Origin of the sequence: Sediminitomix flava, from assembly GCF_003149185.1 — a bacterium.
In the GTDB taxonomy this organism is placed as follows: domain Bacteria; phylum Bacteroidota; class Bacteroidia; order Cytophagales; family Flammeovirgaceae; genus Sediminitomix; species Sediminitomix flava.
Genome location: NZ_QGDO01000005.1, coordinates 227,295 through 247,636, shown reverse-complemented (window position 1 = coordinate 247,636; position 20,342 = coordinate 227,295). Strand labels below are relative to the sequence as shown.

Here is a 20,342-nt window from a genome sequence, read left to right as displayed (position 1 = left end):
CAGGATGTAATGAAAACAATATTGTGGTTGCAAAAATAGAAATTAAATGTTGATTTAAATTGAATAAAAGTAAACTATTTTAGGCTCCTACTATAGTTTTTAGCTTATCAATATAATTTGACCATAATTCGCCAAGTTCGGCCAAGTCATCCATATCAGAATAATCGACAACACGGATAAAACAGGTTTGGGTCATTTCACTAAAATCTAGATGAAACTCAAAAAAAGAAGGGTCTTCCTCTTCTTCAAATTCAAATTTCACATGAGAATCCGCCTTCAATAAGGTTTGTTTAGCTTTTCGTTCATCTTCTTCCCAAGTAAAAATAAAAGTTTTTTTATCAGGAAGAACTTCAACTTTATCTGCAAACCAATCACCCAATCCACTACGAGTAGACAAATATGGGAACAACATTCCCACAGGTGCATTTACTTCAAATTCAGCTTCATATTTAAATTTTGACATAAAAAATGCAGATTTTAGTATCAACTTAACGTTTGTACTAATGCAATTTAGAAGAAATGATTAAAGGAACAAGGTTCAATTATTTTATCATTTTTTTAGGTCGAAGATTTGTAAATTTAAATTTAAGCCTTCATATTTGCACCGCGATTTTGATAAGGGGACGCTTTTTAGGGCGTTAGTGTTAGAAAATAATACAATTCTTAGATCAGCATCAACTTCATCACAATTGCATTATTTTAATATGGCGAGGTAGCTCAGTTGGTTAGAGCGTCGGATTCATAACCCGGAGGTCACGAGTTCAACTCTCGTTCTCGCTACAATATTTTATTTTCGTTCTCAAATTTATGGCGAGGTAGCTCAGTTGGTTAGAGCGCAGGATTCATAACCCTGAGGTCACGGGTTCAACTCCCGTCTTCGCTACTATTTTATTTTTGTTCTCATATTTTTGGCGAGGTAGCTCAGTTGGTTAGAGCGTCGGATTCATAACCCGGAGGTCACGAGTTCAACTCTCGTTCTCGCTACAATATTTTATTTTCGTTCTCAAATTTATGGCGAGGTAGCTCAGTTGGTTAGAGCGCAGGATTCATAACCCTGAGGTCACGGGTTCAACTCCCGTCTTCGCTACACAAGCCGTTTGCATTTTATTTTGTAAACGGCTTTTTTTATTTCCGTTATGCAAAATCTTTATCTACACATTGTTTTGGCTGCCGAAGATGGCACCTCAATTGTTCTTAAAAACAAAGAGCAACTTATTCATTTCACAAAAATCAGTGAGGGAAATAAAACTGAAAACGTTATCTCTCCTCTTGCAGAAGAATGGGAATTTTTCTTCAGATACTTGACTGGCTTGAAATGGGACAAACAATACGTTAATGTTGAGGGCGAAGGAGCTTATTGGTCTGTAAGTGCCAAAATTCATGATTTCAAATTTCAATCTGAAGGTACTGATGACTACCCAGAAAATTTTGAACAATTCTTAGAAACCCTATTAGCATTTCTTGGCTTAAATGAGTTCTAAAAGAACATTTCTAGAATTGCTTGTATTAATTTGTGAATCAAATAAAACTTCTTTAATTTAAAACAAACTAGGGTCACTGGACTCAATATATTGTAACAAAACCAACACTACCACTTTTTACCCCATGAAAATCAACACGATAGACGTCGATTTTTCACCTTTATATGAGGTAACCTCTAATGATAAAAATCTATCATTAAAACTTCTAGAACTGATTCATAAAAGTCTAGGAGAATTGTCCTTAAATATTAAAGAAGCATACGATACTGGCGACATCAAACAAGTTTCTCACTATGCACATAAGTTAAAGTCAAGCATTGCCTACATCAATGTTTCCGATTTTAATTCTATGCTTCTACAACTTGAGGCCTTAAAAAATGGAGGCATATTAACAAAAGACTTCTCCCCCATGATTGACAACCTAGTCAACTCATCTTCAGAGATTAAAGAAGTTGTCGCTGCCGAGATCAATAATTTGATTTAACAACTTTATCTATTGCTTCTTTTTTCAATAAAAATGGCATACATTTGCGGGCTATTTCGTTACATAATTAGTTTCTTATAACTATACTAGGAACGGATTGTGTCCGATATTTTGGGTTTGGGCTGCTGTGAAGTACCCCTAAATCATTTAATTATGAGAAAAAAAAGAATAGTTGCGGGAAAAAATAATAGTCTTATCCCGACAAATACTCCTAAAAATAAAAAGGAAGCATTAAGAAGACAGAAACAAGAAAAATCTCGTGAAAGACGCATCAACGATCGAAAAGCTTCTAGACAAAAGCACGTTGATGACAAAAACTTGATGCGACCACATTCTCCTGCTGATGAGAAGAAGCAAAATTCTCCTGATTACGATTTCAAAAAAATCAGAGAAATTCAGAAAAAGAAAAATCAGGAGCAGAATAAAGAAACATCTGCAGAAATCAGATTGAACAAATACATTTCCAATTCAGGTGTATGTTCAAGACGTGAAGCTGATGTTTTAATTCAGAATGGAGAAATTACAGTGAACGGTAAAGTAGTTACCGAACTTGGTTATAAAGTAAAACCAAATGACACTGTAAAACATCAGAATAAAGTTTTGAAGAAGGAAAAACTGACTTATGTCCTTCTCAACAAACCAAAAGGATTTATCACGACTACTAAAGATCCTAAAGAGCGTAAGACAGTAATGTCTTTGGTGAAAAATGCAGGTGAATCTCGTATTTACCCTGTTGGAAGATTAGATAGAAACACAACTGGACTTCTTCTTTTCACTAATGATGGTGAACTAGCAAAACAATTAGCTCATCCTTCTGGAAATACTCAGAAAGTATATTATGTTACGCTAAACAAACCACTTAAAGATGAAGATCATGAAAAGATCATTCATAGACAGTTTGTATTAGAAGATGGTGCTGTTGATATTGATGGTTTCTCTATCTTAACTCCAGACAAGAAGGAAATCGGTATAGAACTTCACTCTGGTAGAAATCGTATTGTTCGTAGAATTTTTGAACACTTTGGGTATGTAGTGGAAAAGCTAGACCGTACAGCTTTTGCAGGATTAACAAAGAAAGATTTACCACGCGGTAATTGGAGATTCTTAAATGAACAAGAGATCGTAAACTTGAAATTCTTCAAAAGAAAAATATAATGAAAAAGTCATCCTAAGTAGATTAGGATGACTTTTTTGCTTTATAAATGTGCTTAGAGCTTTCTTATTTATTCAATAAGAAAGTTACAGGAATGTGTAACCTTTTATTCCAAGCATTCTCAGAATGGTTTTCTCCTTCAAATTTTCTAGTCTCCCAATTACTACTGTTAAAACCATGTTTCTCCATAATTTTATCAGCTTCTAACTGGTAAGGCTCATAATATTGATCTAAAGTTGCTGTACCATAATCAAAATAAATCTTGTGATTAGTAGGGTCTGGTAAATTCGCATCTAGATACTCCATAAATTTTGCAGGAACAGGATTATCAGCCGATGGCATAATTCCTGGCCAATGCGTAGAAATACAAGCGGCTCCACTAAATACTTGCGGGTATTCGCAGATTGCATACATTGATATTAATCCGCCCATACTAGAGCCTGCTACTACTGTATTCTCCATATCTGTTTTAACAGAATAATGAGAATCGATATAAGGCTTTAATTCTTTCACTAAGAACTTCAAATAATTATCAGAATTCACTGTAGTAGAGAACAGGTGAGTATTTTCACTTCTTTTCGCTTTACTGATCAAGGAATCTTTAACCGTTTGTCCTAATGCTTCAAAAGGCTTTTGAGGAAAATAATCCGAATGTCTCTCAGCTTGAATATTCCATACTCCTACGACAATACAATCTTTAATTGTCCCTTTTTTAAGCAAATCACTTACCACTTCATCAACTTTCCATTCTTGTTTATTCCAAGTCGTTGTAGAATCAAAAAGCATCTGACCATCATGCATATAAAGAACTGCATATTTCTTACTATCAGAATAATTATCTGGTAGCCAAACATCTACATTTCTTGGTGTAATATACTTAGAATCGAAGTTTTCTAATCTTTCGATTCTTCCTCCTGCAACATTAAGAATTTGTTCTTCAGCTTGTTCCGCTTTCTTTTCTGGTGAACAAGAAGAAAGTAGGCTTCCAAACATCAATCCTGCTACTAATAGCTTTCTCATTTTCATATTTATTTTCATAAAAAAACTGATTCATTACATTTAATAAATCATGCTTGAAATCTAACACATTTTCAAAAATATTTCCCAAGCTGATCTGAAAGTTCCGAGTTAATAACATTAAAGCTTAAGCAGCTTGTTCTTTTCTAAACAAGTAAAATTTAAATATTCTTATTTTATACTTAAAGCACTACAAGAGTTCAATTCAACTAAGAAAATAGTGTTAAACGATTTTGAAGAAAGACTGAAATCATTGTTAAAAAAATCAAAAAGGCGTCAAAAAATCTTCTTTGCGGTATCAGTTTGTAAAGGCTTCTTTAGATTTGTATTCTAATTAGCCATAATCTCATATATGAAAAAGGCATTTATCTTTTTAATACCAGCTTTCTTGTTCGGGGCTTGTGAACAAGTTAGTTCTATTTTTGACACTGAAAATGAGGATGAAATCACCGTTGCAAGAGTTGGTGATCATTACCTTTATCAATCTGAATTAGACAAAATTTTGGAAGGCACGGTTGCTTCAGACAGTAACTCACTTCGTAAAAAATATATTGAAAAATGGGTTCAAAATCAGTTGGTCGTTGAGCAAGCAAAGAACTCAGAAACCATCGACTTTGAAAAAATTGATTTGAAAGTAGAAGATTACAGAGATCAATTAATGATTTATGCTTTTGAAAAACAATATGTTTCTCAAAACATGGATACCGTTATTTCTCAAGAGCAGATTCAAGATTTTTACGAAACAAACAAGGATAATTTTTTACTTCGAACTAATATCGTCAGAGGTATTTTCTTGAAGTTCCCTAAAGGTACTCCTGGGATCAAACGAGTTAAACCATTTCTTTTATCAGATAAAGAAGAAGATGTTGAAAAATTACGATCTTTGGCTTTCACTTACGGAGACCAGGTTCATTTAGATCGAAACACTTGGGTAGAACTAGATGAAATAATTTTCAATACTCCTTTCAATAATGAAGTAGGTAAACTTACGACAGCATTGAAACGAAAAAAGCTTTGGGAGGCTGAAGACGAAGATTTCACGTATTTCTTCTTAATAGATGAATACAAAATTCAAGATGAAGACTCTCCTATGTCTTTTGTTGAAAATAAGATCAAAGAAGTGCTTTTATACAAACGAAAAACAGATCTTCGTAAAAACTTGTTGAAAAACACATTTGAAAAAGCTGAAGCGAATAAAGACTATGAAATATATGAGATTAATTAAATGCCTATTTTTTGGACTGTTAATGGGTGCTTTACCTTTTAGCTCCTTTGCTCAATCGGATGCGGTAGTCGTAGATAAGATTGTTGCGAGAGTTGATAATCATATTATCCTACTTTCAGAAGTGGAGAATTCTTATCAGCAAATGTTGATGAATGGACAAGTTAGAGGTTCTGAATCAGACTCAAAATGTCAGATTCTTGAGCAACTCGTTATTAATAAAGTAATGCTTGCTAAAGCTGAAATTGACTCAGTTGAAGTTGATGCAGGTCAAATTGATGGCCAAATGGAGCAAAGAATGCGCTATATGGTCATGCAATACGGTTCTGAAGAAAAGCTAGAAGAAGTACTTGGAACAACTGTAACTGAACTTGAAGAAGAACTTAGAGAAGAAGTAAGAGAGCAAACACTTGTTCAGACCATGCAAGGTCAGATTATTAATGGAGTACGAATCACTCCTAAACAAGTGGAAGAATATTATAATACAATTCCTAGAGATAGTATTCCATTTTTGGCTGGAGAAGCCATTGTTGGACAAATTATCATTGAGCCGACAGTGAGTGATGTTGAAAATGAAAAAGCAAGACAAAAGCTTGATGCCATAAAAGAAAGAATAGAAAAAGGAGAAAAGTTTGAAGATTTAGCAAAGCTTTATTCTGAAGATTATGGTTCGGCTCGTCAAGGTGGAGACTTAGGATGGCATGGTAGAGGTGAGCTAGTCCCTGAATTTGAAGAAGTTGCACTAACTATTGAGCCTGGTGAAATTGCAGATCCCATCAAATCTGAATTTGGATTTCACTTAATTCAATTATTAGAAAGAAGAGGTAACAGATTCCATTCTCGTCATATCTTGGTAAGGCCACAACCAAATAACGATGACATCAAAAGAGCTGAAGCTGAAATGGATAGCGTAAGAAATTTATTGGTTGCTGATAGTATCACATTTGAACAAGCAGCTAAAGACTTCTCTGACGATCAAGCTACTCGTGGTAACGGTGGACTATTCTCTGATCAAACAACAGGTAGTGCTTGGGTGGCAACAGATCAACTAGACCCTGTGATTTTCTTTACAATTGATACAATGAGCATTGATAGTTATTCTACTCCTGCTCGTTACCGTTTGGAAGATGGAAGTCAAGCCGTGAGAATGATCTACTACAAAGATTATAAAAAGCCTCACTCGGCTAACTTAAAAGACGATTACCAAAAGCTTCATTCAGCGACTTTGAATAACCGAAAAGGTGAAATTTTCCAAGAATGGTTAAAGTCAGCTAGAAATGATGTATTTATTGACATCGACCCTGAATATTTAGAATGTGATTTGTTAAAAGACTTATAAACAAGTTTCTTTTCAAATTAAAAGGCGTTTCTTATTTTAGAATAGGAAACGCTTTTTTTGTACAAAAACAATGTGAAGGATAATCTTTTACTCAAGAATAGAGGAAACAAAGCACAATCATTTTTGAGACTTAGATTATTAACTATATTTTTATAGAATTACAGGCTAAAAAAGTCGTGTATCCTGAATTGAGTTCAATCCCTTAATTAAGCTTTCAATGTCAATTAACTTTCAGTCAGATAAAGAAGCAGCAGATGCTCTACATATCGCTTATAAGAAATTAAAAGAAGAAATAAGTCAAGTTATTGTTGGCCAAGACGAAGTTGTTCATCTTGTAATCACTTCAATTTTCTGTCAAGGACACTGTCTTTTGGTCGGTGTTCCAGGTCTTGCAAAGACGCTTTTAATACAAACGATTTCTAATGTTCTGGATTTAGACTTTAATAGAATTCAATTTACACCAGACTTAATGCCTTCTGATATTCTAGGTTCAGAGACTATGGACAATGAAAGAAGATTTCATTTTGTAAAAGGTCCTATTTTCTCTAATATCATTTTAGCAGATGAGATCAACCGTACTCCTCCTAAGACTCAAGCAGCTCTTTTGGAAGCAATGCAAGAATATGCGGTGACAATCGCAGGAAAACATTATGAATTAGATCGTCCATTTTTCGTTCTAGCCACTCAAAACCCTATTGAACAAGAAGGTACTTACCCTCTACCTGAAGCTCAATTAGACCGCTTCATGTTCAATATTCAATTGGACTACCCTTCTTATGACGAGGAGGTCGAGATTGTTAAAAAGACTACAGAAAACTTTAGACCTACCTGTAACAAAGTAATTAGCAAAGAGGAAATTATTTATTTCCAGCAGTTAGTTAAGAAAGTACCTGTTGCAGATAACGTCATTGAATATGCCGTAAAATTGGTCAATAAAACAAGACCAAATACACCTCACTCTCCAGAAACTACAAATAAATATTTGGAATGGGGAGCAGGGCCAAGAGCATCACAATTCTTAGTTTTAGGAGCGAAATGCCACGCACTTTTAAATGGCAGATATAGCCCAGACATTGAAGACGTACAAAGTGTTGCCACTCCTATTCTTAGACATAGAATTGTAAGAAACTTTAAGGCTGAAGCAGAAGGTTTAAGCATAGAACAATTGATTAAAGAATTGATGTAATTCGTTTTACATTCATCTCATATTTAGGCAGGAGAAATCCTGCCTTTCTTTTATTTTTATAGCTATTGAAATAACTAAACTAAAACCAATCAATAGCATTCTTTTAACCACTAACTATGAACAAAACACAAGAATTCAGCAGTCGTTGGGGACTGATATTAGCATCTTTGGGAATGGCTGTCGGAGCAGGAAACTTATGGAGATTCCCAAGACTAGCAGGTCAGTATGGAGGTACATTTATTGTTTTATGGATATTTTTTCTTCTCATCTGGTCTATCCCAATTCTACTTTCCGAATTTTCGATTGGTAAAAAATTTAAAGGCGGTGTTGTTAGTTCTTATGCACAAGCTGCTGGAAAAAAATATACTTGGTTAGGCTTTTTTATTGCCGTTTGTACGCTAGGGATCACATTTTACTATTCTGTGGTCACTGCTTGGGGACTTCGTTATTTATTTCTTGCCACACAAAATCTAGTAGGAACGATTTCAATAAATGAATCATTACAAAGTGACCCTCAGTTTTTACAACATTTCTGGAGTGACATCTCTAGTGAAAATATCAGTACTGTAATTTTACATATAATCGCATTGATTGTAGCAGGTGTAGTTCTTTACAGAGGAGTTCAAGAAGGCTTAGAAAAAGCAAATAAAATACTTATCCCTACCCTATTCGGAATGCTAATATTGATCGGCTTAATTGCAGTCAACATTGGAAATGGAATTCATGGTCTTGAATACATGTATCAAATCGATACTTCTTTGTTTAAAAACCCTACGGTTTGGATTGAAGCAGTCACTCAGTCTGCATGGTCAACTGGTGCAGGATGGGGATTGATGCTTACAATTTCGTCTTATTCAAGAAAAAATGAAGATGTCAGTTTAAATATTTTCATCAGTGGGTTTGGAAATAATACGGCATCATTGATTGCTGGCATGGCTATTATCCCTTCTGTTTTTGCACTTGCCTCAAGTGATCAGGAGGCTCTTGCATTTTTACAAAGTGGAAATTTTGCACTAACCTTTACCATTATCCCAAAACTGTTTAATCAATTCCCCGGTGGAGATTTTCTTTCGGTCTTCTTCTTTTTAGCATTTTTCTTTGCAGCCTTCAGTTCTTTACTCACAATGATCGAAATGTTTATCAAAATGTTAGATGATTTAGGCTTTGATCGAAAAAAGGCTACTGTGATTGTGATTGGAATTTGTATGGTAATGGGGCTACCTTCCGCTTATTCATTAGACTTCTTTGCCAACCAAGATTGGGTTTGGGGATTAGGACTCATTATTTCAGGAATGGCTATTGCTTTTGCTGTTCATCGTTATGGAATTTCCCTTTTCAAAAAAGAATTTATAGATGTTGACTCAGAAGTAAAATTAAACAGCACATTCTTCAGATTCACAATTTACCTTATCATACCTCTAGGTTTCACCCTACTTTGGTGGTGGATGTCACAAGGCTACAGTAAATATCCATGGTTTGATGAAGAAGGTAACTGGAATGTTTTTGATGTATACAGTAATGCCACGATTCTAACACAATGGGTTATTGTTTTTGGCTTGGGCATAATTCTAAACAATCTACTCTACAAGAAATTTGTACACAAGAAAGAAGCTGAAAAGGTCATAAATTAAATTTTTAAACTACTTTTGTATGTCTACATCATCAATTATTAGCATGATACTGATCTTTGGGTCAGTAGTAGGAAGTTTCCTATACTTCCTTTCAAAAGCGATTAAAAACGAACGCAAAAAACAATCTGATTAAACACTAACAAATGATCGTTTTTCCAAATGCCAAAATCAATATTGGCTTAAATATCGTATCTAAGAGAGAAGACGGATTTCATAATATAGAATCGTGTTTTTACCCTGTTGAATGGGAAGAAAACCTTGAAATCATTAAAAGTAATGAATTTCAGTTTACTTCATCTGGGATACACATTCCTACTGACGGAGGGAAAAATCTTTGCGAAAAAGCATATGATTTGATTGCAGCAGATTACGATATATCTCCTGTAAAAATCCATTTAGATAAAAGAATACCAATTGGAGCAGGTCTTGGTGGAGGTTCGGCCGATGCCTCTTTTTGTCTGAAACTGATTAATCAAATTTTCGAACTCGGTATTTCAGATCAGCAATTAGAAACTTATGCTGCCGAATTGGGTAGTGATTGCCCATTCTTTATTAAAAATAAACCAAAATGGGTTTTAGGCAGAGGTGAAATATTTGAAGATATCAAGTTAAATTTAAGCGGTAAATTTATCGTTTTAGTTTATCCAAATATTCATATTTCTACAAAAGAAGCCTACAGTGGCGTCATTCCAAAAGTGTCATTACATCAGACTAAAGAGATTCTTGAGAATTCCCCAATAGAGGAATGGCAAGGAAAGATTAAAAATGATTTCGAAGATGGACTTGTTAAAAAATATCCAGTTTTCGAAACAATTTCTAATCAATTAAGACAAGCTGGAGCTGAATACGTTTCTATGACAGGCTCAGGTTCTACCTATTATGGAATCTTCAAAGAAGAAACTGAAGTAGACTTCCCTAAAGATTACATTACTTGGAAAGGAAAATTGCAGTAATTTTATTTTCTTTTTAGATAGGTAAAGTTTATTAATCATAAACAAGGTAGAAGATTAGAGGGTTTAAACTAAAAAAGGAAATTATAATGAAATTATTACCACTATCAATTACAGACAAAGCTTCAAAGGAGATTCAAGATATTATGCAAAACAAAAGCATACCTGAAGACTACCAATTCAGAGTTGGAATGAGAGGCAGTGGCTGTGGTGGCGCAGGATTCTTTATCGGATTTGATACAAAAAAAGATGATGATGAAATCTATGAAATCAATTCGATTAAGGTATTGGTTGATAAAAAACATTTAATGTACCTCTTGGATCTTGAAATTGATTTTGAAGAAAGAGTTGATGAACGCGGCTTTATCTTCAATAAAAAATAATTGGTACACTTAGAATTGCCCTAAAACTTGTATATGGAAACTAGAGATGATCAAAATAAATTGAAGAATATTTATCTCCCAATCATAGTTGCACTTTGTATTTGTGCAGGAATGTGGCTTGGGAAATTCATATATAGGGATTCTAGACCTAATAGTTTTTCACAACATTCAGAAAAGCTAGATCACATACTTCAATACATTGATCAGTTTTATGTTGATTCAGTAAATGCAGATCACTTATCAGAACTAGCAATCAATCGTATTTTAGAAGAACTAGATCCACATACATCTTACATTGCACCTAAAAATTCTGAGATTGTTAATTCTCACCTTGATGAAGGTTTTGAAGGAATCGGAGTAGAATTCCGCTTATTGAAAGACACCATCAAAGTTGTAAATGTACTGAAAGATGGACCTTCATCTCAAGCAGGAATCAAGGCTGGAGACCAACTTATTTATGCCGATACTTCTCTCATTGCAGGAACAGGAAAAGCTTCAAATGAATTGGTTAAAAAGTTAAGAGGTAAGAAAGGAACCATCGTTAATCTTAAAGTAAAAAGGTATGGCGTCGATTCTCTGATTAATTATGCAATCACTAGAGGACACGTTCCGACCCCTGCCGTAGATGCTGCTTTTATGCTTGATTCGAAAAGTGGTTACATTCGTATCAATAAATTCGGTAGCTCTACTTATCAAGAATTTAAATCAAGCCTAGATCAACTCAAAGAAGAAGGAATGACGCAGCTCGTTCTAGATTTAAGAGATAATGGTGGCGGGTATTTGAGTCATGCAGTCAAAATAGTAGATGAATTTTTGGATGAAGGAAAATTAATCGTCAAAACAAAAGGAAAATACAAAGACTTTGACAGCAAAGATTACTCCACCTCAAATGGAGCATTTAAAGAAGGAAAGCTGATCGTCTTGATCAATCAATACTCAGCTTCGGCTTCTGAGATTGTAGCTGGTGCACTTCAAGATTATGATAGAGCCTTGATAGTTGGAAAAAGATCATTTGGAAAAGGATTAGTCCAAAGACAGCTAGAACTAGAAGATGGCGCACTATTAAGGTTAACCATTTCTAGATATTATACACCAAGTGGACGTTCAATTCAGAAACCTTACGAAGGAGGCAACTATGAACAAGCTCTAGGTGAAGTAAAATCAGATAGTCTTCAGGTTTACCATACTGAATCTGGTAGAACAGTTTTAGGAGGAGGAGGAATTGTTCCTGACATTGAGATTAAAGAAAAGATTGACTATTCAGCACTATATTTTGAACTGCTTCAGAAAGATCTTTTCAGAGATTTCGCGATCAAATATATCTCTAATCACAAGGCTGATTTTGATGAGATGAATCTTCAAGAATTCAGTAACACTTTTACAATTTCGAATCGCATTTACGATAACTTTATTAGCTATATAAAAGATAAAAGTCTGTCACATTCTGTAAAGATTGCTCAAAACCAAAAGGCACTTTACAAAAATACGATCAAAAGTACTATTGGTGATGTACAGTGGAATACGCAAGGTTACTATAAAGTAAAATCTGAAACAGACAATTACATCAATGAAGCTATGAATAACTGGCCAAAGCTTCAAGAGCTGATCACAAATCAAGAATTATAAGACCTTTTCTTTTAAAGGGTTAAAATATAAATGATAAATCATTAAAAGCTCTTCTTTAGATAGAAGGGCTTTTTTCTTATTACTCACCTCCCCTACTATATTGTTTATGACAAACTGAAGCTCATTTGCCTTCAATTGATAAATATTGGTGTGAGGAGTCAAAACCTTGATATACCTCAGTTGAGCTTTACCAAATGATGTTTCCAAATTTTCATAGACGCTGTTGACTTCACTATCAGAATAAAGAAGATTATACGATTTTTTTGCAGATTCAATATCATTCAAAAAGTAATACTTCGCTTCCCAAGCACCTTTTTCTTTATCAAAGAAACCATATTTAATCTGATAAACGCCATTTAATACTTCACTCTCTTTTTTTCTATATTTTTTCACAAAAGAAATATCTGTCATAAAAATATCTTGACTAGAAAAAGAAGACATTAAATTTAAATTATTGAACAAAGGTGAGTTAGTGTAAGTAGATGATGAAGATGAAACTTGGTTCCATTTTTTAGTTAGCTGACTAGGTGAATGTATTTCAGAAACAAAGAATGTATAATTCTCTCTTTCCCACATTCTTGATAATTCTAATTTTTGATAAGAGTTCAAACTTTGAAAATCCCAAACAGATTCATCTTTTTCAAGAAATACTTGCGTCACATTGCGCTCTCTTCCTTCCCAAACACTTTCCCTTAAGAACTTAGTGAGTCGGGAATCATCGTGTTTTTTACCCAAAATCGTTATTTTAAACATTTCGTGTGTCAAACAATGCTCGTAGGTTACTTCCGTAAATGAATTCAAATATGTCGAGATTGACTTAAAGGGAATTCCAAACCAATACCTCGGACGGATCACTTTTACACTTGTAGTTTTTAAGACATCAAAATCATCTCTAAAATTGATATAACTAACATTTTGAATTCGGTACCCATTAATTAAAGGTATATGATTAAATGACGTTTCTGAATTTTTATTTTTTACTTTTGATAGATATTTTTTCTGAGCTTTATTTAAATCTACTTTCTGAAATTTAGAAACACCACTGTAGTCTTCAAGTTTAATACCTTTAAAGCCGTACTTCTCTTCTAAATCCTGCTTGAGGTTAATTAATTTATCTTTTGAAGAAAATGCTCCTGTAAAAAGAAGAAACCATTGTCCAGAAGTTTCATTATGTTCTGTGTAGACAAAAGTATTGATATCTTCTTGCTCTAAAGATCGTTGCAATGATTTTATTTCTTCCACATAACGATACCTTCCTAGCAATAAAGTATATGGCTTTTCCTCATTAAACATTTCAACTGAGCTACATGCTGAAATAAAAAAAATAGCTGAAAAGAAAAAAATTATATTTTTAAGCATATATCCCTATAATTGTGTTTTGATCTTTAAAGATAAAAAATACAATATCTGATTGTATATAAGTTATAATTTATTTGTAAAAAATAGTAGCCAAATTCCATATTGCTTAAGCGATTTTTTATGTCCGAGGGTCATTATAAGACCAATAAAATTCCTTTTTTCAAAATATTCAGTCAAATCAGCTTTGTTTTGAGCTGTATATTCATGATTTATGTATTTAAGGATAAGCTAAACTCTGAAGAACTTTTCAGCCTTCCAAAACATACAAATCTTACCTTTTTGGCTATATCAGTCTTACTAGTTCCTATTAATTGGTTAATTGAATCACTTCGTTGGTACTTACTTGCACAATTACATTTGAACATTTCTTTTAAAGAAGTTTTTAAGGGTACACTTCAATCTGTTGCTTTATCTTTTTTTTCAGGGCGAATTATCGGGGATATAATAGGAAAAGGAAAATACCTTAGTAAGAATAGTCAAAAACTTAAAACAACTGGACCAACGATAGTAAACAATACCTTGATGAGTATACCAACTTTGTGTGTTGGGCTTTGCGCTGCTTTTCTATATTTCAATTCATGGACAAAGTATACTTATTTCATCTCTATCATTCTAATAACTATACTTATACTTGTTTCATTTTTAGTTATCAAGAAAAAACGGAAGTTTAAATTCACTGATTTTCTTATTCAATATTCGTCAAAAACAATTGGTAGAAATATTTTATTAGCATTTCTGAGATATACAATATTTAGTATTCAATATCTTTTCATCTTCTATTTTTTAGATGTTCAAAACTCAATTTCAACACTGATGATTGGAATCGCTCTTGTGTTTGTTTCAAAGAGTTTTGTACCTGCGCTAAATGCTATTGGTGATTTAGGTGTAAGAGAAGCAAGTGCTCATATTTTCTTTAGTAACTATGGAGTAGAAGCAAATATCATCTTCCAAGCTACATTCATCATCTGGATTATCAATATATTCACACCTGCCCTTCTAGGCATCTTTATATACCTGATAGAAGAGTTTCAGATACATAAATCAACTACTTCCGACTCTTTGAAAACCCAGAAGTAATTTGCTTCAGAAAAGTCTTCGGATACTTCTCATCTCCATCAAAACCAAGTTCAATATTTTGTCCTGGATAAGGAATGTAATCCGTCTTGAATAGATAGTCCCAAATACTTAGAGTAATCCCAAAATTCACTCCTGTCTTATAATTGCCTGGCAACGACTGAGCGTGGTGCCAAATATGCATTTGAGGAGAATTAAAAATATACCTCAGCGGACCATAATTAATATTGATATTAGCATGGTTTAGATGACCAATCATTATGGTGAAAATATGAATGTAGAAAAAATCATAAAGACCAATTCCAATAAGTGCTAATGGAATATACTCGATTGTTCTATAAACAACAGTTTCCATCCAATGATACCTTAAATGAGCAGCAAAACCCATTTCCTTAACCGAATGATGTAATTTATGAAACTCCCAAAGCCATGATACCCGATGTAATAAACGGTGTACGTTCCATTGGATAAAATCCCTTAGAGCAAACCCGATCAATAAAATTAACCAATAAGGTAAATTCTCTAAACTTATAAATACCAAATTAGAGATACCAATATTAGCTAAAGAGTCATTGAAAGCCTTTACAACTACATCAGAACTTGCATTATAAATCAGCAGAGAGAAAAGGAAAAAATTAAAAATCATATAGAAGAAATCTAACCAAAAATCTTTTCGAAACTTAGGTTGATTTTCTCTCCAAGGTTTTAAGATTTCTAATGAGAATACTAAAAGTGAAATTACTATTAAAGCATAAAAATAATTGTAAAAAGAAGGTTCTGTGATCGAGGTCCATAAATAGTTAAAATAACCAATATAACCATTCAGAAAAGTTTGCCAATAGTCGTACATGTATCATTAAATTTATCTTTCTTCTCTAATCTCATTGGAGGGAAAATGTTATCAATTTAACATTCAATACCCGATAAAATTTAAGTAAAAAAGTATTTAGCATCATTTTTGAAATAGGGTTTTAAATTTACAAAAACTAGGATCAAGTTAGAACATCAAACTTTAAAAGAATAAAACCACCGATACTATGAAATATATTTTTTACCTCTCAAGTATTCTTTGTTTATTGCCTTTCTATGGTTTTTCTCAAAATGAATTGATCGTAGATGCTCCAATTTCATCTTCTACAGTATATTTCAATGGAGCACAAGTATTGAGAAAAGGTTCATTTAGCCTTAAAAATGAAAAGACAACATTAATTTTTAAAGGACTTTCTCCAAACTTAAAAGAAAAGAGTATCCGAGTGAAAGAAGATGGCTCATTCATGGTTTTAAAAGTTCAAAGCAAATTTGACCATTTAAATGAGGTTGAAAAAACGAAAGAAGCTGAAGCCTTAACTGTAAAATTGGAAGAAGCTAGAGATAAAATTGCGCTAGAAAAAACACATATCAGTATCCTAAAAGATCAATTGGAGTTCTTAAAAACGAATAAAAATATAAAAGGTACTGATGCTACAATTAGCCCTGCCGATTATCAGTCTCTTAGTAAGATTTACTTTAACGAGATCAGCAAGACCAAACTTGACCTACTTACTAGAGAAAAAAACAGAGATAAACTTCAATCTGAACTTACTCGATTAATTGATCAGTACAATGATTTATACAAGCAAACTTACACACCTTCTTATGAAGTAAGTGTTGAAGTTGAAGGAAAAATCGGGAAGAATAGTAAAATTGAGCTTAGCTATTTAGTAGAGAATTCTGCTTGGGTACCAACTTATGATATTCGTTTTACTGACACTCAAAAACCACTCGCATTCACTTATAAAGCTGAAGTTTATCAATGGACAAGTATAGATTGGAAAAATATTGATCTAACACTTTCTAGTGCCGATACAGAAACTTATGCTGGAATGCCTCAACTCTACCCTCAATATTTGAACTTCGTAAGTACCCTACCAAAAGTCGTAGCTGTGCCCGATGAAGAAGTACTAGAAGAAGAGATTGAAATAGATTTCTTTATGGAAGATTCAGAATCTTTAGATGAGGTAGTAGTGTACGAACCAGCGCTTGATGAAGAACCTGACTTCAAATTAGCAAGTAAAACTCTTATCAATAATCAGCAGACAGCAAAAGAATATGCCGTTGGAGCAAAACAATCTTTTAAGTCTCAAAAAAGCTCAAATACTATCCAGTTTTTCCAAAAAGAATTTGATGCTGAGTACGAATATCAATGCATTCCGAAGTTGAGCGATAAAGTGTATTTAGTCGCTCTTATCACAGATGAAAATGTTTCTGAATTGATGAATGGGAAGGCAAATGTTTATGTCGAAAACTCATTTATGGGACAGACTGACATTAATACTGCTCAGTTTTTAGATACATTGGAGGTTTCATTTGGAGTTGATCCTTCTATAAAAGTACAACGAGAAAAAGTAAATGTTTACACAGCTAAACAGTCAGTAGGTTCATACATCAAACAGACATTTACCTATAAAATTTCGATGAAGAACACGAAGTCATTCCCTATTAATTCTAAAGTGATTGATCAGATTCCTTTATCATCTGATAAAAACATTGAGATTGAAGTAAAAGAGCTATCTGAAGGAGAACTTTTTGGTAATGGTTCTGTCATATGGAACATAGAGTTAGCACCTAATGAAACTAAGGAGTTAACACTTTCATATACGATCAAGTATCCTAAGAAAGAGAAAATCAATTTATAGATTTGAAATTCCTTTTATCAATAAAGCCAAAGTAAATTTATGTTTACTTTGGCTTTTTTGTTAAGGAAAAAGTCGAAAGGTTGGGGTTCTTCCGACTTTATATATAATAACAAGTGTGGTTTATTGCAATTTATTATTCCTTGTTTGTAAGGTATTTATAGAAACAATTTTAGTTTGACCTTTGTTCAGTTTTATATCAATTTTTTTATTCTCATTTCTTCCTTCTGCATTTTTCATACGTACAATAAAAGAAGAATCTGAATCCGAAACTGGTACTCTTGTATATGAAATTGACGCAGGTAAGGTTTGCCAGTTTCTTGTATCTGCACTTTCACTTGCATTCCCTACAATACTCATAAGCGTTCCTAGGCCCTCTCTTTTCTGTCCAACTTTATAGGCTGCTGCTTGTTTCATAGCAGTTCTGAAAAGTGATTTCCCCATTTCTAAAGCCATTCGTTCACTTAAAACCTTGTTTGAAATTGCATTAATATTTTGGGCTAGCTCCAATGGGTATTCTTCTGAATCAGCAATCACTTCAGCACTCGTAAATTGATTTGGTCTTACAACATATCTAGGAAATACAGCCTTCACCCAAGTCACAGCTCTCAAGTCATTGTTCCCGATATAAAAAGGAAATGACATCCCATGTTGTTTATTTACAAAAGAGACCCAACCATTTCCATTATGAACAATCGCAAAATTAAGTCCCCATTCCTGTTTGACAGGCCCCAATCCATTATTCCATATGACTATTGCATTAGCCTCATCAGCAGAAGGTCTTTCATATTCTATCCCGAACTCTTGTATATACTCATCTCTTTCCGTCCAAAGTCCACCGAGGTCAGCGGTACGTACTAAATCTTTCTTTAATTGAAGAGGCGCTGATAGCTTAAAAAGCTCTTTATATTCATTTTCATAAATCAGATAAGCATTTCGGTAAGCAATAAAGGCATTATTATAATCATTATTCGCATCATAGATTAAGCCCATCAAAGTATGAATGAAAGCATCTTTTTTATACTTTTTATCTGATTTGTATTTGTCACTTAATGCTTGCAATCTCAAATCCAACCTTCTACACTCTACTAATGCCTTTTCATAATCTCCTAGATGTACATAATTAAGAGCCTTGTAATAATGAATCATTAAAACTTCATGATCTTCCCCAAAATAGGTCGAAAGGTTAGGGTTTAGTAAAAGGGCTGCTCCTTGCTCTAAAAATTGCTTTCTTTCATCCTCAATAAAAATATATGCTTTCTCAAAATAGGTATTACTTTCCTCATATTTCCCTGCTAGAGAAGCAACAGTTCCAGCATTTACATAATACAAAAACCTATTTCTACCATTGGCATCTTTTTTCTCATGAGCTTTCATAAACTCATCGGCTGCACTATAATTTTGTGTTTCAATAGCCTTATTTAACTCATAATTTTTTTGATAGAAACTAGGTAAACTACAAGATGTAAAAGCAAATATTAGTACAGCAATGAAGGCGGTATAGAATTTCATAAGCTTGTTTGTCTGCAAAATAAAAACCCCTAAAGCAAAGCCTTAGGGGTATAACTGGTTGAAAGATCTGATAACAGATTTTTATCTTCCCCCAAGAATAATTGGGTGTTAGTTCTTTATATACTTTTTAATTTCTTTGTCACCAATCCATACAATCTCAGTTGATTCAAGATCATTCATTTCAAGATTGACTTTATAATTAACTACCTTCTCTTTTTTATAAGCATCTACAGTTGAATTGATTATTCCAACCAACATGTAATCTGCTCCTAGTTCTGAAGCTAATTTGGCTCTTGTTTCAGGACTAGAATTCGTTTGTTGTTGCTTCTTTTCTTCTCTCAATTTCTCTCTGAATAAAGCATTTTGAACGATTCTCACTTGTCCAGAATTAATCAATTCTCTTTCGATATCTTTAATGAAGTTATCAGAAGAAATGTGTTCATGGCTTTTATTAACGACACTTCCGACAATAACTACAGGAGGACGATTATGAGTTTCTTCAAATCGTCTATACCATGGCTTGCTTAGTACATCAGCACTCATCTCTTCAGCAACTTGCTTGGAATCAATATCATTCCATCTGCCACTAATATCAATTTGTTGATCTGGGGCAACTCTCGTAATTTTTCTAGAACAGCCCGTTGTAAATGCGATGATGAAAACTAAAAGGCTCGTCCACAATAGGTTTTTCATTTGTTTGTTAGTTTAAAAGTATTCGAATTAAAAATTTAAATCAGTTTTATCTTTCCTTTTGGTTTTGTCAGTCTCTTCAAGACAATTTTGTTGTCTTTCAGTTTCACAACTTTATATTTTACAGAGACTAATCTATTATTCAATGATCGTTCATCATGGATAATGTAAAGATGTTTACGATCTAGCACCCATTTTCCAGCGAGGTAATCATGATTGTTATTTTTCCATCCCATTTTCTTGTCGATGGAAAAATTTAATTCATTCCCTATCTCAATCGGGAAATCATCCATTTTTTTGGCTTTACCCAACTTCTTTCTGCTCACGTCAGTTACAGTCCACTTCTTTTTACTGAGAATACTCTCTTTTTTTAGTTGTGACTTACTTTGAGCAAATGACTCATTAATAAACAGGCTACTTAAACCGAAAATGGTTAAAAGAATAATGGTTTGTAGTTTTATATTTTTGATCATGTAGGGATATTTAGGTCTATCATCTAATCACTTTAAAAGACGTAAGGGAAGGCTAAAGAGTGGGAATTGATTTATTAATAAAATCTAATT

Annotated in this window: 19 protein-coding genes and 4 tRNA genes; 16 read left to right on the top strand and 7 right to left on the bottom strand. The window is 33.4% G+C overall.

What is annotated here, in order from left to right:
* Positions 1-79: 79 nt before the first annotated feature.
* Positions 80-463: an START-like domain-containing protein gene (locus BC781_RS18490; RefSeq protein WP_109620582.1), complete on the bottom strand. Its 384-nt coding sequence runs from the start codon at positions 461-463 to the stop codon at positions 80-82.
* Positions 464-706: 243 nt separating this feature from the next.
* Between BC781_RS18490 and BC781_RS18485 the strand changes: the two genes are divergently transcribed.
* The 7 genes from BC781_RS18485 (at position 707) to BC781_RS18455 (ending at position 3,120) form a co-directional block, all read left to right on the top strand.
* A tRNA-Met gene (locus BC781_RS18485) sits at positions 707-780 on the top strand.
* Positions 781-809: 29 nt separating this feature from the next.
* Positions 810-883, top strand: a tRNA-Met gene (locus BC781_RS18480).
* A gap of 27 nt (positions 884-910) precedes the next feature.
* Positions 911-984 (top strand) — tRNA-Met (locus BC781_RS18475).
* Positions 985-1,013: 29 nt separating this feature from the next.
* A tRNA-Met gene (locus BC781_RS18470) sits at positions 1,014-1,087 on the top strand.
* 49 nt (positions 1,088-1,136) lie between these two features.
* Positions 1,137-1,481 (top strand): hypothetical protein, encoded by a 345-nt coding sequence (locus BC781_RS18465; protein ID WP_109620580.1) that lies wholly within the window; start codon positions 1,137-1,139, stop codon positions 1,479-1,481.
* A gap of 124 nt (positions 1,482-1,605) precedes the next feature.
* Entirely contained in the window at positions 1,606-1,965 is a 360-nt protein-coding gene (locus BC781_RS18460; RefSeq protein ID WP_109620578.1) for an Hpt domain-containing protein, read from the top strand.
* A 153-nt stretch (positions 1,966-2,118) separates the two neighbouring features.
* Entirely contained in the window at positions 2,119-3,120 is a 1,002-nt protein-coding gene (locus tag BC781_RS18455; protein WP_109620576.1) for a pseudouridine synthase, read from the top strand.
* A 64-nt stretch (positions 3,121-3,184) separates the two neighbouring features.
* Here the strand turns inward: BC781_RS18455 and BC781_RS18450 are convergent, their stop codons facing one another.
* A complete protein-coding gene (locus tag BC781_RS18450) occupies positions 3,185-4,138 on the bottom strand; it encodes an alpha/beta hydrolase (RefSeq protein ID WP_109620824.1) in 954 nt (317 codons plus the stop codon).
* A gap of 349 nt (positions 4,139-4,487) precedes the next feature.
* Between BC781_RS18450 and BC781_RS18445 the strand changes: the two genes are divergently transcribed.
* The 7 genes from BC781_RS18445 to BC781_RS18415 all read left to right on the top strand — a co-directional run bounded on the left by BC781_RS18445 (position 4,488) and on the right by BC781_RS18415 (position 12,472).
* The gene (locus BC781_RS18445) at positions 4,488-5,360 is read left to right on the top strand and encodes a hypothetical protein (RefSeq protein WP_109620574.1); all 873 of its coding nucleotides are present in this window, start codon (positions 4,488-4,490) and stop codon (positions 5,358-5,360) included.
* Positions 5,347-6,696 carry a peptidylprolyl isomerase gene (locus BC781_RS18440; RefSeq protein WP_158281521.1) on the top strand — a complete coding sequence of 450 codons (1,350 nt, stop codon included), beginning with the start codon at positions 5,347-5,349 and terminating at the stop codon, positions 6,694-6,696. Before BC781_RS18445 ends, BC781_RS18440 begins: the two co-directional genes overlap by 14 nt.
* A 217-nt stretch (positions 6,697-6,913) precedes the next feature.
* A complete protein-coding gene (locus BC781_RS18435) occupies positions 6,914-7,882 on the top strand; it encodes an AAA family ATPase (RefSeq protein ID WP_394342340.1) in 969 nt (322 codons plus the stop codon).
* 116 nt (positions 7,883-7,998) lie between these two features.
* Positions 7,999-9,513, top strand: coding sequence for a sodium-dependent transporter (locus BC781_RS18430; protein ID WP_109620570.1), 1,515 nt, complete (start codon positions 7,999-8,001; stop codon positions 9,511-9,513).
* A gap of 143 nt (positions 9,514-9,656) precedes the next feature.
* Positions 9,657-10,466 (top strand): 4-(cytidine 5'-diphospho)-2-C-methyl-D-erythritol kinase, encoded by an 810-nt coding sequence (ispE, locus tag BC781_RS18425; RefSeq protein ID WP_109620568.1) that lies wholly within the window; start codon positions 9,657-9,659, stop codon positions 10,464-10,466.
* Between the two features lie 86 nt (positions 10,467-10,552).
* Positions 10,553-10,846: a HesB/IscA family protein gene (locus tag BC781_RS18420; protein WP_109620566.1), complete on the top strand. Its 294-nt coding sequence runs from the start codon at positions 10,553-10,555 to the stop codon at positions 10,844-10,846.
* A 33-nt stretch (positions 10,847-10,879) separates the two neighbouring features.
* Positions 10,880-12,472, top strand: a complete 1,593-nt coding sequence (locus BC781_RS18415; protein ID WP_109620563.1) for a S41 family peptidase — start codon at positions 10,880-10,882, stop codon at positions 12,470-12,472.
* On the opposite strand, the gene BC781_RS18410 is transcribed toward BC781_RS18415, so the two are convergent.
* Positions 12,467-13,765, bottom strand: coding sequence for an SPOR domain-containing protein (locus BC781_RS18410; RefSeq protein ID WP_158281520.1), 1,299 nt, complete (start codon positions 13,763-13,765; stop codon positions 12,467-12,469). The two genes, BC781_RS18415 and BC781_RS18410, sit on opposite strands and share 6 nt — an antisense overlap.
* A 186-nt stretch (positions 13,766-13,951) precedes the next feature.
* On the opposite strand from BC781_RS18410, the gene BC781_RS18405 reads away from it, so the two are divergent.
* Positions 13,952-14,908 carry a lysylphosphatidylglycerol synthase domain-containing protein gene (locus tag BC781_RS18405; protein WP_109620559.1) on the top strand — a complete coding sequence of 319 codons (957 nt, stop codon included), beginning with the start codon at positions 13,952-13,954 and terminating at the stop codon, positions 14,906-14,908.
* On the opposite strand, the gene BC781_RS18400 is transcribed toward BC781_RS18405, so the two are convergent.
* Positions 14,877-15,755, bottom strand: coding sequence for a sterol desaturase family protein (locus BC781_RS18400; protein ID WP_109620557.1), 879 nt, complete (start codon positions 15,753-15,755; stop codon positions 14,877-14,879). The two genes, BC781_RS18405 and BC781_RS18400, sit on opposite strands and share 32 nt — an antisense overlap.
* Before the next feature lie 187 nt (positions 15,756-15,942).
* Here BC781_RS18400 and BC781_RS18395 point away from each other — a divergent pair, with 187 nt between their 5' ends.
* Positions 15,943-17,580, top strand: a complete 1,638-nt coding sequence (locus BC781_RS18395; protein ID WP_109620555.1) for a DUF4139 domain-containing protein — start codon at positions 15,943-15,945, stop codon at positions 17,578-17,580.
* A gap of 120 nt (positions 17,581-17,700) precedes the next feature.
* On the opposite strand, the gene BC781_RS18390 is transcribed toward BC781_RS18395, so the two are convergent.
* The 3 genes from BC781_RS18390 to BC781_RS18380 form a co-directional block, all read right to left on the bottom strand.
* A complete protein-coding gene (locus BC781_RS18390) occupies positions 17,701-19,089 on the bottom strand; it encodes a COG3014 family protein (RefSeq protein ID WP_109620553.1) in 1,389 nt (462 codons plus the stop codon).
* A 108-nt stretch (positions 19,090-19,197) separates the two neighbouring features.
* Positions 19,198-19,782 carry a penicillin-binding protein activator LpoB gene (locus BC781_RS18385; protein WP_109620551.1) on the bottom strand — a complete coding sequence of 195 codons (585 nt, stop codon included), beginning with the start codon at positions 19,780-19,782 and terminating at the stop codon, positions 19,198-19,200.
* Between the two features lie 35 nt (positions 19,783-19,817).
* The gene (locus BC781_RS18380; protein WP_109620548.1) at positions 19,818-20,252 is read right to left on the bottom strand and encodes a hypothetical protein; all 435 of its coding nucleotides are present in this window, start codon (positions 20,250-20,252) and stop codon (positions 19,818-19,820) included.
* Positions 20,253-20,342: the final 90 nt, after the last annotated feature.